12 protein-coding genes are annotated in these 12256 nt (G+C 73.6%); 3 read left to right on the forward strand and 9 right to left on the reverse strand.

What is annotated here, in order from left to right; all coding sequences use genetic code 11:
- Positions 1 to 2: 2 nt before the first annotated feature.
- Together AB0A97_RS19405 and AB0A97_RS19410 are read right to left on the reverse strand one after the other, a co-directional pair.
- A complete protein-coding gene (locus AB0A97_RS19405; RefSeq protein WP_361151198.1) occupies positions 3 to 1007 on the reverse strand; it encodes a ScbA/BarX family gamma-butyrolactone biosynthesis protein in 1005 nt (334 codons plus the stop codon).
- Positions 1008 to 1212: 205 nt separating this feature from the next.
- Complete coding sequence (locus tag AB0A97_RS19410) at positions 1213 to 1809, reverse strand: ScbR family autoregulator-binding transcription factor (RefSeq protein WP_361151201.1); 597 nt, start codon at positions 1807 to 1809, stop codon at positions 1213 to 1215.
- A gap of 210 nt (positions 1810 to 2019) precedes the next feature.
- On the opposite strand from AB0A97_RS19410, the gene AB0A97_RS19415 reads away from it, so the two are divergent.
- Entirely contained in the window at positions 2020 to 3120 is a 1101-nt protein-coding gene (locus tag AB0A97_RS19415; protein WP_361151204.1) for an NADP-dependent oxidoreductase, read from the forward strand.
- A 41-nt stretch (positions 3121 to 3161) separates the two neighbouring features.
- On the opposite strand, the gene AB0A97_RS19420 is transcribed toward AB0A97_RS19415, so the two are convergent.
- Positions 3162 to 3815, reverse strand: coding sequence for a TetR/AcrR family transcriptional regulator (locus AB0A97_RS19420; protein WP_361151207.1), 654 nt, complete (start codon positions 3813 to 3815; stop codon positions 3162 to 3164).
- A gap of 423 nt (positions 3816 to 4238) precedes the next feature.
- Between AB0A97_RS19420 and AB0A97_RS19425 the strand changes: the two genes are divergently transcribed.
- Positions 4239 to 5003, forward strand: a complete 765-nt coding sequence (locus AB0A97_RS19425; protein ID WP_361151210.1) for an HAD family hydrolase — start codon at positions 4239 to 4241, stop codon at positions 5001 to 5003.
- A gap of 13 nt (positions 5004 to 5016) precedes the next feature.
- Here AB0A97_RS19425 and AB0A97_RS19430 read toward each other — a convergent pair whose 3' ends face one another.
- Together AB0A97_RS19430 and AB0A97_RS19435 are read right to left on the reverse strand one after the other, a co-directional pair.
- Positions 5017 to 5925: a PaaX family transcriptional regulator C-terminal domain-containing protein gene (locus AB0A97_RS19430; protein ID WP_361151213.1), complete on the reverse strand. Its 909-nt coding sequence runs from the start codon at positions 5923 to 5925 to the stop codon at positions 5017 to 5019.
- A gap of 214 nt (positions 5926 to 6139) precedes the next feature.
- Complete coding sequence (locus tag AB0A97_RS19435) at positions 6140 to 7819, reverse strand: AMP-binding protein (RefSeq protein WP_361151216.1); 1680 nt, start codon at positions 7817 to 7819, stop codon at positions 6140 to 6142.
- A 305-nt stretch (positions 7820 to 8124) separates the two neighbouring features.
- Here AB0A97_RS19435 and AB0A97_RS19440 point away from each other — a divergent pair, with 305 nt between their 5' ends.
- A complete protein-coding gene (locus AB0A97_RS19440; protein ID WP_361151219.1) occupies positions 8125 to 9264 on the forward strand; it encodes an acyl-CoA dehydrogenase family protein in 1140 nt (379 codons plus the stop codon).
- Between the two features lie 21 nt (positions 9265 to 9285).
- Here AB0A97_RS19440 and AB0A97_RS19445 read toward each other — a convergent pair whose 3' ends face one another.
- From AB0A97_RS19445 to AB0A97_RS19460, 4 genes are all read right to left on the reverse strand, one after another.
- On the reverse strand, positions 9286 to 10293 hold the full coding sequence (locus AB0A97_RS19445) for a fatty acid desaturase (RefSeq protein ID WP_361151221.1): 1008 nt from the start codon (positions 10291 to 10293) through the stop codon (positions 9286 to 9288).
- A 115-nt stretch (positions 10294 to 10408) separates the two neighbouring features.
- Positions 10409 to 10867, reverse strand: coding sequence for a DUF5994 family protein (locus AB0A97_RS19450; RefSeq protein ID WP_361151224.1), 459 nt, complete (start codon positions 10865 to 10867; stop codon positions 10409 to 10411).
- Complete coding sequence (locus AB0A97_RS19455; RefSeq protein WP_361151933.1) at positions 10864 to 11166, reverse strand: hypothetical protein; 303 nt, start codon at positions 11164 to 11166, stop codon at positions 10864 to 10866. The genes AB0A97_RS19450 and AB0A97_RS19455 overlap by 4 nt, the downstream gene beginning before the upstream one ends.
- A gap of 258 nt (positions 11167 to 11424) precedes the next feature.
- A complete protein-coding gene (locus AB0A97_RS19460) occupies positions 11425 to 11979 on the reverse strand; it encodes a DUF5994 family protein (protein ID WP_361151227.1) in 555 nt (184 codons plus the stop codon).
- Positions 11980 to 12256: the final 277 nt, after the last annotated feature.

Genomic DNA, 12256 nt, shown 5'->3' on the forward strand with positions numbered 1-12256 from the left:
GGTCAGCCGGTGGGGGTGGGCCGGCCGGGGGCGGACCGGCTCGCGGTGCGGGCCGTGAAGACGGACCGGCCGTTCTGCTGGATGTCGATGTCGAGGAGGCGGCGGCCCCGTCCGTCGTGGCCGGGGGTCACCTCGACCCAGCACGGGGCGTCCAGTTCGCCGTAGCGGTGGAAGGAGCACTCCATGTCGGCGGGCAGCGAGAAGCCGGGGCCGGCGGCGGCGTGCGCGGCCTGCCGGGCGGCCTCCACCATCAGCATGCCCGGGGCGTGGTCCACGGGGTGGTCGAAGAGCACCGGGTGCGCGGTGTTCACCCGCAACTGCCAGCGGTTGGCGTGGCCGGTGGGGGAGAGGACCACGTCGTGGGTGCGGTCGCGTGCCACGAGGCGGGGCGCGACCGGCTCGGCCAGGTCCAGGGTGCGGGCGTTGGCCCGCTGGAGGTCGCTGTACTCGCCGCGCAGCCGGCGGTAGACGGCGGGGGTCTGACAGGCGAAGTGCAACTCGGCGGTGGCCAGCTCGGCGCCGTCCCGCAGGACGTGGTACCGCAGTCGCGCGCCCGCCAGCCGCCTGCCGCGGTACAGCAGGGCGTGGTCGGTGATGTGCAGTTCTATCTCGGCGGGAGCGCCGGTGACGCGCAGCGCCTCGGGATGGACGGAGTACCGCAGGTCCTGCCAGATGATCGGGTGGTCGAGCGGTACGCCGTGTGCCACGTGGGCCAGCAGGATGCTCGCCTGCCGCATCGTCTCCACCAGCAGCATCGGGTCGTGCAGACCGTCGACGGGGCCGTAGAAACTGTGCGCCCGCGGCCACTGGGCGCTCACCACCCAGGCCCCGGACCCCGCCCGGCGCCAGTCGGTCAGGAACACCTCGGACACGGCGGTCCGGTGCACGTACTGCCGGGGCACGGTCGTCGTCAGCGGCGGCAGGTCCGAGAGGCTGCGGTGCTCCCGTCCGGCGGACGGACGGTGGTCTGCTGCGGTGGACGGCGCGGTGAGCGTGGCGCTGGCCATGCGGATTCCTTCCCTGGTAGCGGCTCACTCCGCTCGGACGGAGTGGGCCTCGGTGGCGGACCGACGCGGCCTAAGATACAAACCGGATGGTTTGTTTTCTAGTGCTTCCACCGGCTTTCTTACCAAGAGTGGCGGCCGGTGCGGGAGGGGGTGACGGGGAGGGGCGGGACGGCGGCCGGTGTGGGGGGTGCGGCCCGAGGGGCCGTCAGGCCGCGGTCCGTACCGAGCGGCCGTGCGGGTCGAGATGGCTCAGCGCGCCCGGCGAGGCCAGCCCGGGGAGGATGTGCTTCCACAGTGCCGTGACGCGTTCGGGCAGGTCGTGGCGGTTGGAGGCGGCGTGCGAGAAGAGCTGCACCCCCATGTAGGCGGAGACGAAGAACTCCGCCGCCCGGTCCGGCGCGATCGCCGGGAGCAGTTCGCCCTTCTCCTTGGCGTCGGCGAACATCGTCGTCACGATGTCGATCCATGCCTGGTAGGGGACCAGCGGCTCGTCGGTGAACGTGGTCTCGACGGCGATCCGGGTGCCGGCCTGGAGCAGCGGGTCGTCCCGCAGGCCCACCGCCACCTGGTGCGTGAAGTCGATGGCGTCCTGTAGCCGGGAGTCGGTGACCTGCGGAATGAAGGGGTCGGTCTGTTCCGCGATGACGGCGCGGGCGAGGGCGTCCTTGGAGGCGAAGTGGAAGTACAGGGCGCCCTTCGTCACGCCGGCCCGCTGGATGATCTCCGCCATCGTGGCCGCTTCGTACCCGCGCGTGCCGATGACCTGGGCCGCCGCTTCGAGGACGGCACGTCGTGTGCGCACTGCGCGTTCCTGCTTGACCACCGATCGTCCTCCGTATGCTTTTCGAGTGCTCTTCGAGGGGGGTGTCGTACTTGGGGGCAACCTTACGAGTCCGGTCCGTCAGTCTATTTTCGGCACGTTAAAAAAGCCAACCATGCGGTATTGAAACCGGCTGGTCGGCGGCCCTCCGCCGGAGGCCGCCGGAAGCCGCCGACCCAGAGGAGTTCTGCCGTGACCACACCGAACGCCGTACCCGAACCCCTCGCCCCCGGCGACCCGTCGGGCCCGTCCGCCCGGTTAGTCCCATCCGTCTCCCCGGCCCCGGCCGTTCCCGCCACCCACCGGGAGGTCCGGCTCGCCGCCCGCCTCCGGGGAGCCCTCGGGCCGGAGCACTTCACGCTCGCCGAGGCGCCGGTACCCACCGCGGGACCGGGCCGGCTGCTCGTCCGCAACCGGATCATGACGGTGACGGCGGCCATGTGCACGAAAATGACCGACGCCGAGCTGCCGATGCCGTCCTTCGTTCCGGGACAGGCGCTGTGGGGGCCGGCGCTGGGCGAGGTCGTACGGGCGTCCGGCGGTGGATTCGCGCCGGGCGACCTGGTGGTGCACCCGTACGGCTGGCGGGAGTTCGCGGCGGTGGAGGAGGACCGGGCCCGGCGCGTCGGACCGGGGGAGCTGCCCGATCCCGCCGCGCATCTGTCCCAAGGCGCGACCGCCTGGGGCGCGTTGACCCGCGCCGCGCGGGTCGGGGCGGGCGACACCGTGTTCGTGACGGGAGCGGCGGGCGGCGTCGGGAGCATGGCGGGACTGCTCGCCAAACGGCTGGGCGCGGCCCGTGTCATCGGGAGCACGGGGTCCGCGCACAAGGTCCCGTACCTCCGGGAGACGCTCGGCTACGACGACGTGGTGCTCCGCGGTGCGGGCCCGGTCGAGGAGCAGTTGCGCCGGGCGGCGCCGGACGGCATCGACGTCCTGCTGGATCTCGTCGGCGGCGAACAACTGCGCGCGGCGCTCTCCGTGGCCCGTACCGGCGCGCGGTTCGCTCTGGTGGGCGCGCTCTCCGGGCAGTTGGGCGGCGGCGCGGGAATGGCGGCGCCGGTCGAGGTGGACTCCGTACTCATGGTGACGCGCCGGGTCGCGATGCGGGGCTTCTCGATGGTCGACCACCCCGATCTGGTCCGGGAGTGGACGACGGAGTTCGGGCGCGGGCTGCGGGACGGCTCCCTGGTCTTCGCCCACACCCGGGTACGGGGTCTCGACCAGGCACCGCGGGCCCTGTGCGAACTGACGCGGGGCTGTCATACGGGCGCGGTGCTGGTCGAGTGGTGAAAGAGCCGGTACCGGCCGGGTGGTGAGCTGCTGCGGACCGGTCAGTGGGCCGGTTCGGGGACGGGCTCGGCCACCGTCTCCGCCCCGCCGGGCAGTAACTGTGCCCACAGGTCCGTGACGACGTCCTTCTCCCACCAGGTACGGTCTTCCTGGCCCAGGTGCAGCAGGCCGACGACGAGTGCGGTGAGCAGTCGCGCGGAGCGCCGCGGGTCGTCGCCGGGCGGCAGCTTCCCGGCTGCCTGATCGGCCGTGATCTTCTCCAGAAAGAGGGCGAACCATCGCTGTTGGAGCTCCGGTTCGGCGATGCCCGGCGCGGTTTCCGGGCGCAGTTGGAGTCCGGCCCGTACGACGACGTCGGTGTCCACCCGGCCGAGCAGCCCGACGGCGAAGTCCCGTACGGCGGCGGGGGCCGGGTGCGGAGTGCGGGCCAGTTCGTCCTCCAGGATCCGCAGGGCGCCGAGGGCCTCGTCCCGTACCGCGAACGTGAGGTCTTCCTTGGACGCGAAGTGGAAGTAGAGGGCTCCTTTGCTCAGCCGGGCGCGTCGGCTGATGTCGACCATGCCCGAGGCGGGCACGCCCTTCTCGGTGAAGGCCTCGGCGGCCGATCGGAGGAGAGCCTGGCGGCTTTGTATCGCTCGATGCTGCGTCGGCACAGTGTCCGTCCTGTCTCTAGTCCGGCTGTGAGCGCACCGCATTCTACATACTAAACCAACCATGCGGTTCGGAAACTGGACCAGAGAGTGGCTGTTGTGGTCTCGGTGACCTTCTGATTCTGGTGGTGTGAACGTGTTTGCTGTTTGTGTCAATCGGCATCAGTTCCGCTGCCACCGGGGCGACATGGGTCGTTGTCGCCGGGGGCGGTGGGTACCGCAGGGTGCATTGACAAACAGCGCAGACGGTTTTTAAATCTGGCGGAGGCGAGGCAGGGGAGGGGCTCTGCCGGAGCGGACCGCTCCGGCGCGGGCACGCCGCTCCTGGACACCGGTGTGCACCGGCGCGTCCGCCGCTTGCCGGGTGGGCGCCGTCGGCACGTCTTCCCGCGTCCGGCGCCGTCGTCGAAGACGGCGACCGGACCCACAGATGCACAAGGCTCACAGGAAATCGGAAGGTGTCGAGCAATGCGTGATTCAGCGGGAGCCGTGCCACGTCCCGGGGGTGCCGCGCGGGCCGCGGTCGGCGAAACCATCAGGGCCGCCGTCTTCGATCTCGACGGGACCCTCGCCAACACCCTGCCGGCGATCAGCAGGCTGCTGGTCAAGGTCGCCTCCGAACAGGGCCGTTCGGTCACGTCCCGGCAGGCCGCCGCCGCGATCGGCAAGCCGCCGGGACCGGCCTTCGGCAAGCTGCTGGGCATGCCGGAGGACCACGACGCGGTAGCGGCCGCCATCGGCCGCTACCGCGAACTGTTCGCGTGCGAAGTGCTGCGCGAGGGGCCCCGGTTGCTCTTCCCCGGAGTGGCCGCCGGACTGTCCGCGCTGCGCGCGCACGGCATCGAGCTGGCCGTGGCGACCTCGAAGGGGACCCGCGGCGCCGAGGCCCTGCTGGACGTGCTGGGCATCCGGGACCTGCTGGGCCCCGTCGTCAGCCAGGAGATGGTCCGGCGCGGCAAGCCGCACCCGGAGATGGTGCTGCGGGCCGCCGCGGACCTGGGCGTGGCGCCGTGGGAGAGCGCGTACGTCGGTGACACGGTCAGCGACATGCGGATGGCGGTGACGGCCCGCATGGAACCGGTCGCGGTCACCTACGGAGTGGGCAGTTTCGGTGAGTTGGCCGCGGTGGCCGGCACTCGCATGTGCGGCTCGTTCAAGGAGGTCGTCTCCACCATCGCCGCCGCCCGGCCGCGGCCGATGGCCGCCACCGCCTCCCACCAGAGAAGGCGCTGACCGCGCGCGGGCGTCAGGCGGTGGCCGCCGCCCGGCCCGGTCCGTCCAGCGCCGTCCGCACGAACCGGGCGCCCGCCGCCCGCAGCCGGGTGTGCAGCCGGCCGAAGACGTCCGCCGCGTGGCCGCCCGGCCAGTCCTCGGGCAGGAGGGGAGAGGGCAGTCCGGGGTCCGCGTAGGGGAGGCGGCGCCAGGCGTCGAGCGCCGTCAGGTAGTCGCGGTACGCCGCCTCGGGGGGGACGGGGCGGCGGCTGGACCAGTGGCGCAGCACCGGCTCGTGGGCCGCGAGGAAGGCCCGGTGCCGGCCGGCCAGGGACTCCAGGTCCCACCAGCGCGCCACCGCGTCCGCGGTCGGCTCGAAGCCCGCGTGCGCGCCCGTGAACAGGTCGACGTACGACGAAAGGTGGAGCCGGTCCAGGGTGTGCCGGGTCTCGTCGTACAGATGGGACGGCGCGATCCACACCCCCGGTGCCGCCGTGCCGAAGCCGAGCCGGGCCAGCCGCGAGCGCAGCAAGTGCCGCTTGTGCCGCTCCTGTTCGGGAACCGAGAAGACGGCCAGGACCCAGCCGTCCGACGGCGCGGGGGACGGCCGGCCGTAGATCCGCCGGTCACCGTCGTCCAGGAGCTGGTGCGCCGCGTCCGAGAGCCCGTACGCGGCGGCTCCCGACTCCGTACGGGCGGCGACCAGCAGACCGCGGCGTTTGAGGCGGGAGACCGCCGAGCGCACCGACGGCGGGTCGACGCCGAGCACTCCGAGCAGCCTGATCAGCGCGGCGACCGGCACCGGGCCCGGCGGGCCGCCCGGATCGTCCGAGCTGCCCGAGCCGCCCGGACCACCGGGACCGTCCGGCCGGCCGCGCCCGTACGCACCGTAGAAGGTGACGATCAGGGACCCCGGCGTGCCATGCGCGTACAGGTCGCTCACGTGGTCGTTTCCCGCCTTGTCGTGCTCCGGCCCGCGGCCCCGGGACGCAGGGGTGCGCGCGAACGGCAGCCGGACCGTGGCCGCTCAGGGCGCGATCGTAACCGCAGCCGCCGGGACGCGGTACGGCAGGTACAAAGGGCGCGGCAGACGCGGCAGGCGCGGCAGGCGCGGCAGGTACGACGGCACGGCGTACCGGCGCCACGGACGCCACCGGTCATACGGCGGCACCGTCCGCGCCCCTGCCTTCCGTACCCGTGTCCGCCGTACCGCCGCCTCCCGCACTCCCGCCCGCGCCCCCGCCCCCACGCAACCGGAAGCGCTGGAGCTTGCCCGTCGGCGTCCGGGGCAGCGCGTCGTGGAAGACGATCTCGCGCGGGCACTTGTACGGCGCGATGGCCGCCTTGGTGAACGCGCGCAGCTCGGCCTCGGTCTCCGCGCCGCGCGGCACCCCCGTACGCAGCACCAGGTGGGCCACCACGACCTGGCCGCGCTCCGCGTCGGCCCGCCCGACGACCGCTGCCTCGGCGACGTCGGGATGGCGCAGCAGGGCGTCCTCGACCTCGGGTCCGGCGATGTTGTACCCGGCCGAGATGATCATGTCGTCGGCCCGTGCCACGTAGCTGAAGTAGCCGTCCGCGTCCCGGACATAGGTGTCACCGGTCAGGTTCCACCCGTCGCGTACGTACTCCCGCTGCCGCTCGTCCGCCAGATAGCGGCAGCCGGTCGGGCCGCGCACCGCGAGCAGCCCCGGCGTCCCGTCGGGCACCGTCCGGCCGTCCGCGTCGACCACCCGCGCCTCGAACCCGGGCACCGGCAGGCCCGTCGTCCCCGGCCTGGCCTGCTCGTCGGCGGCCGAGACGAAGATGTGCAGCAGTTCCGTCGCGCCGATGCCGTTGATGAGGCGCAGCCCGGTCGCCCGCTCCCACCCCCGCCAGGTCGCGGCGGGCAGGTTCTCGCCCGCCGACACGCAGCGGCGCAGCGCGGAGATGTCGTGTCCGGGCAGCTTCGGCAGCATGATCCGGTAGGCGGTCGGCGCGGTGAAGAGAACGGACACGCGGTGCCGCGCGATGTCGCGCAGCAACTGCTCCGGGCCGCCCCAGTCGGCCAGGTACGACGACGCGCCGGCCCGCAGCGGGAAGATCACCAGCCCGCCGAGCCCGAAGGTGAAGCCGAGCGGCGGGCTGCCGGCGAACACGTCGTCCGGTGTGGGCCGCAGCACCTGCGCGGAGAAGGTGTCGGCGATGGCCAGCACGTCGCGGTGGAAGTGCATACAGCCCTTGGGCCGTCCGGTGGTGCCCGAGGTGAAGGCGATCAGCGCGACGTCGTCGGCCGCGGTCGGCACCGCCTCGTACGGACCCGGGTGCCGCCCGGCGAGCCGCAGCAGGTCGTCGGGGCCGTCCCCGCCGTACGGGATGATCCGCAGCCCCGGCACCCCGGCCGCCGCCAGGTCCCCGACCACCCGTACGTCGCACAGCGCGTGGTGCACCCGGGCCAGGCCGCAGAGGGTCGCCAGCTCGTGCGGGCGCTGTGCGGCCAGCACGGTCACGGCCACCGCGCCCGCCTTCATCACCGCCAGCCAGCAGGCGGCCAGCAGGGGAGTGGTGGGGCCGCGCAGCAGGACCCGGTGGCCGGGCAGCACGCCGAGGTCGTCGGTGAGGGCGTGCGCGATGCGGTCCACCCGGTCACGCAGCTCCCCGTACGTCCAGACCGCGCCGGACGCGTCCCGGAAGGCCGGGCGGCCGGTGCCCAGCCGCTCGATCGTGGCGTCGAGCAGTTCGGCACCGCAGTTGAGCCGGCCGGGGTAGCCGAGGTCCGTGAGGCGTGGCCACTGTCCGGCCGGCGGGAGGTGGTCGCGGGTGAAGGTGTCGATGTGCGCCGAAGGCGTCAGGTCCATGCCGGTGTGCCCCCTTGCGGACGACGGCGGGGACGCTCGGAACCTTGCTCGGACCTGCCCGGCGCCCCGGCTGTGACGTGCTGGGGAAACCGTCCGGGTACTGCCGTGCCGGCCCGCCGTCAGCGTAACGTGTCGGTGACGACAGTCAACAGAGCGCGATACGGTCCGGCGGCGCGGGCCGTACCGCACAGCCCGCCGGCACCGCCGCACCCCGACCGCGCAGCACCCCGCACCGCACCGCCCCACCCCGCACTGCCCCGAGCGACCCGCCCGGCCACCCCGGGCCCGAGACGAGGGAGCCGCCCGTGACCGCATTCGCGCTGGAACCGCAGGACCGGAAGTGGTGCGCCGAACTGCGCGCCCTCGCCGCCGAGCGACTGCGCCCGCTGGCGGAACGCGGCGAACCCGGCCGCGTCAACCGGCCCCTGGTGGCCGCCCTCGGCGAACTCGGCCTGCTGCGCCGCATGTTCCCCGCCGAAGGCCCGGTGCGCGCCCTCGACCTGTGCCTGCTGCGCGAGACGCTGGCCCAGGAGTCGACCGAGGCCGAGACCGCGCTCGCGCTCCAGGGCCTGGGCACCTACCCGGTCGTCCAGTCCGGTACGGCCGCCCAGCGGGACCGCTGGCTGCCCGAGGTGGTCGCGGGCCGCGCGGTGGCCGCCTTCGCGCTGAGCGAGCCGGCCGCGGGCTCCGACGCCGCCGCGCTCACCCTGGCGGCCGAGCCGGACGGACCGCCGAGCGCCGGACGCTGGCGGCTCACCGGCGAGAAATGCTGGATCTCCAACGCGCCCGAGGCGGACTTCGCCACCGTTTTCGCCCGTACCGGCGGCGGCGCGGGCTCCCGCGGCATCACCGCATTCCTCGTACCCGCCGGCCGCCCCGGCCTGTCCGGCACCCCGCTGGACATGCTCAGCCCGCACCCGATCGGCACCCTGGCCTTCGACGGCGTCCCGGTCACCCGTGACGACGTGGTGGGCGAGGTGGACCGTGGCTTCGGCGTCGCGATGCGCGCGCTGAACCTCTTCCGCCCGAGCGTCGGCGCCTTCGCGGTGGGCATGGCCCAGGCCGCCCTGGACGCCACCCTCGCGCACACCGCGGACCGCACCGCGTTCGGCGGCCCGCTCAAGGACCTCCAGGCCGTCTCCCACCAGCTCGCCGAGACGGCCACCCGGATCGAGGCCGCCCGCCTCCTGGTCTACGCGGCCGCGTCCGCGTACGACAGCGGTGCCCCCGACATCGCCAAGCGCTCCGCGATGGCCAAACTCCTGGCCACCGAGACCGCCCAGCATGCCGTGGACACCGCCGTCCAGCTCCACGGCGCCCGCGCCCTGCGCCGCGGCCACCTCCTGGAACACCTCTACCGCGAGGTGCGGGCGCCCCGCATCTACGAGGGGGCGACGGAGGTCCAGCGGTCGGTCATCGCGAAGGAGCTGTACCGGGACCGGTGAGCGGGCCGCGCGGCGGTCGGGTCATCGGCGGCAGTGGTCGAGGCGGGCGGGGGTGGGCCAGCGGACGTCGGTGGCCCAGCCGAGGCGTTCGAAGAGGCGGATGGCGGCGGCGGTCGGGTCGAGCTGGCCGCGGTCGACGCCGTGCCGGGCGCAGGTGGGGTCGGCGTGGTGGAGGTTGTGCCAGCTCTCGCCGAAGGAGAGCAGGGCCAGCGGCCACAGGTTGGTGGCGCGGTCGTGGCGGCGGGTACGGAACGGGCGGGTGCCGACCATGTGGCACAGCGAGTTCACGCTCCACGTCACGTGCTGGAGCAGGGCGATGCGTACCAGGCCGGCCCACAGCAGCGCGGTGAGGGCGCCGTGCAGAGTGCCTCCGACGCCCCAGCCGATGGCGAACGGCAGCGCGAGGCTGAGGGCGCACCAGGCCGGGAAGGCGCGGGAGACGGTGCGCAGCCCGCGGTCGGCGAGCAGGTCGGGTGCGTAGCGTTCGGCGGGGACGGTGGCGCTGGTTTCGCGGTGGAAGAGCCATCCCACGTGGGCGTGTGCCAGGCCGCGGAGCTGACCGCGCAGGCTGGTGCCGTAGCGGAACGGTGAGTGGGGGTCGCCGGGGCGGTCGGTGAAGGCGTGGTGGCGCCGGTGGGTGGCGACCCAGCCGATCACGTCGCCCTGGAAGCTCATCGAGCCGGCCACCGCCAGGACGAGACGCAGCGGCCGGGTGGCGGTGAAACCGCGGTGCGTCAGGCCCCGGTGGAATCCCGCGGTGACGCCCAGACCGGTGACGACGTAGAAGACGAAGGCGATGAGGAGGTCGGCCGGCCCGAGCAGGCGCCCCCACAGCACCCAGCCGGCCAGGACCACGGCCAGCAGCGGGAACGCCACGATGGTCCCCGTCAGAAGCATCTGGAGGTGCTGGGCGCCGGTGCGGGGGGTGCCGGGTCCCTCCTTGGACGGGAAGGGGGCTGTCCCGTCGTAGGCGGCGGGGGTGGCTCCTGGCCGTTCGGGCGGTGACAACGGCGCGGTGGTCGTGGTCATACATGGCTCCTCGGCCTGGTCGGACGGGTCAGGTGCGGCCGGGGTCCTGGGCCTGTGGGGAAGGAAGGTGCGGGAACGGCGGGAGGCGGCACGCTGTGTACGGCCGCGGGGCCCGTCAGGTGGGGAGACGGCGCGGGCCGTAGCCCGCTGGGCCGGCCGGCGCTTCGGTGTCCCCGCCCGCGCGGGAGGCGGCGGTCATGACGTGCTCGGCCTGGTCCGGTGGGGTATCGGGCGCTATGACGCGCAGGTCGCACCGGCCGGTGCCCAGGGTGAGCAGGCACACGCTGTGGTGGTGCCCCATCCCGACGGACCGGCTGATGTGGATGACTCGTCGGCCGAGGACCAGGCGGTCGGGGCCGGTGTGCCACATGGTGTCGTCGACGGTGACCCGGGTGATGCGGCCCCAGCGGGGCGCCAGCGCGTCGAGCAGGGGCGGGAGTTCGTCGGCGAGGTGGCGGGAGCGCGGCCACCATGCCCCGTCGATCCGGTGCAAGCCGGTGCCCCGCGGGAGCAGGGCGAGGCGGGCAGGGAGGATGTGGTGCGGAACGGCCGGGGGCGCGCTGGTGGTGGTCATGATGTCAGCCTGTCTGCGGACGGTTCGTGCGGGGAGGGCGTGGGCCGCCGTGGGACGGCGACCGCGCATTCGTCGTGGTGGGGCCGGCCGGCGATCGGCCACGGCCGGGGGGCTTCTGCGGCGTCGGGGGTGCGGGTGGTGTCGACCGTCAGGTGGAGCCTGGTGCCGCCGTCGGGCGCGTCGGGATAGCTGCGCTGCTCGGCGCCGGCGTAGCGCTCGCGCAGCGTCTGGGCGACCAGCCGGGCCGCTTCGGGAGACGCCGCCTCGATGCGGACATCGGCGTAACCGGGTGCCACCAAGGACTCCTGGGCGGCCTCGGCGGGCTGCGGAGCGGGAGTGGTGCGCTCGGGGCGGTCGGTCAGTGGGTGGTCTGTCATGAAATATCCTTCCGGGCCGCACGGAGGCGGCATCGGGGGCGCGGTGGTCCGTAGGGGGCGGCCGAAGAGGATTCCTCCGGTGCGGTGCGGTGCGGTGCGGTCGCGAAGCCGGGGCCGAGCAGCGGGCTGCTCAGGCGCCGCGGTCACCGTGGCGACCCGCCGAACGCGCGACAGCCCGTTCTACCTGGTCGGGGCCGGGGCCGTGCGGACGGCTCCGCCCTCGCTCTCCCACTCGGCTGTGCCGGGCGGCACGGTCCGAGTACCCGCTGTCCGGTGGCTACACGCAACGTTCAGCGGACCGACGGTCTCCAACAGGCCGCTCGCCGTGCGGGTGTTGTGCGGATCGGCGGCCGCGCGCATGAGAGCCGCCGCACGGTCGGGAGCGGTTTCGGGCGGCACGATCAGCAGGTCCCAGCGCCCCACGGTGTACGAGGCGAGAAACAGCTCGTGCGGGTCCTGTTCGGCCCCGAACGCGCCCACCCGGACCACATGTCCGTTGACGGGCACCCTGCGCGGGATCACCGGCCAGCGGGCCGGGTTCACTGTGACATGTGTGATGCGGCCCCACAGGGGGTCCAAGGCGGCGGTGAGGTCAGGGAGTTCGCGTGCCAGGTCGCGGGAGCAGGGCCACCAGGCGCCGTCCAGCGGGCCACTGCGGCGATCCGCCGGCGTCAGAAGGATCCTGGCTGCCCGGGGGCCGGTGGAAGCAGTCGTTGGTTCGTCGAGCACGGTCATGGCTCGGTCCCACCTGAGAGGCACCACGACGGGCGACGTCGTCTGCCTGGGGGTCGTCGTTCTCCGAGAACGACTCCAGCTCTGAGCCAGCGTGCGAAATGCTCTCGGTGACACCCAGTCTACCGCGACCGGCGAGCGATCGGCCTGGGCGAAGGGCTCCGGCTTGCTCACACCGGTGCCGCTTGGCTGGTGAAGCAGCCTCAGTGCCGACCGTGCAGTTCCGTTTGGATCGCCTTTCGAGTCCCAGACCGGCACACAGCGGGTCCACCTGCCGGAC

It is taken from the genome of Streptomyces sp. NPDC045470, from assembly GCF_040646595.1.
Taxonomy (GTDB): Bacteria; Actinomycetota; Actinomycetes; order Streptomycetales; family Streptomycetaceae; genus Streptomyces.

Bases quoted from the DNA above. Each gene is read 5' to 3' on its own strand.
- AB0A97_RS19405 (WP_361151198.1), bottom strand. From the start codon at position 1,007: ATGGCCAGCGCCACGCTCACCGCGCCGTCCACCGCAGCAGACCACCGT.
- AB0A97_RS19450 (WP_361151224.1), bottom strand. From the start codon at position 10,867: ATGACCACCACCAGCGCGCCCCCGGCCGTTCCGCACCACATCCTCCCT.
- AB0A97_RS19460 (WP_361151227.1), bottom strand. From the start codon at position 11,979: ATGACCGTGCTCGACGAACCAACGACTGCTTCCACCGGCCCCCGGGCA.
- AB0A97_RS19420 (WP_361151207.1), bottom strand. From the start codon at position 3,815: ATGCGGTGCGCTCACAGCCGGACTAGAGACAGGACGGACACTGTGCCG.
- AB0A97_RS19435 (WP_361151216.1), bottom strand. From the start codon at position 7,819: ATGGACCTGACGCCTTCGGCGCACATCGACACCTTCACCCGCGACCAC.
- AB0A97_RS19425 (WP_361151210.1), top strand. From the start codon at position 4,239: ATGCGTGATTCAGCGGGAGCCGTGCCACGTCCCGGGGGTGCCGCGCGG.
- AB0A97_RS19445 (WP_361151221.1), bottom strand. From the start codon at position 10,293: ATGACCACGACCACCGCGCCGTTGTCACCGCCCGAACGGCCAGGAGCC.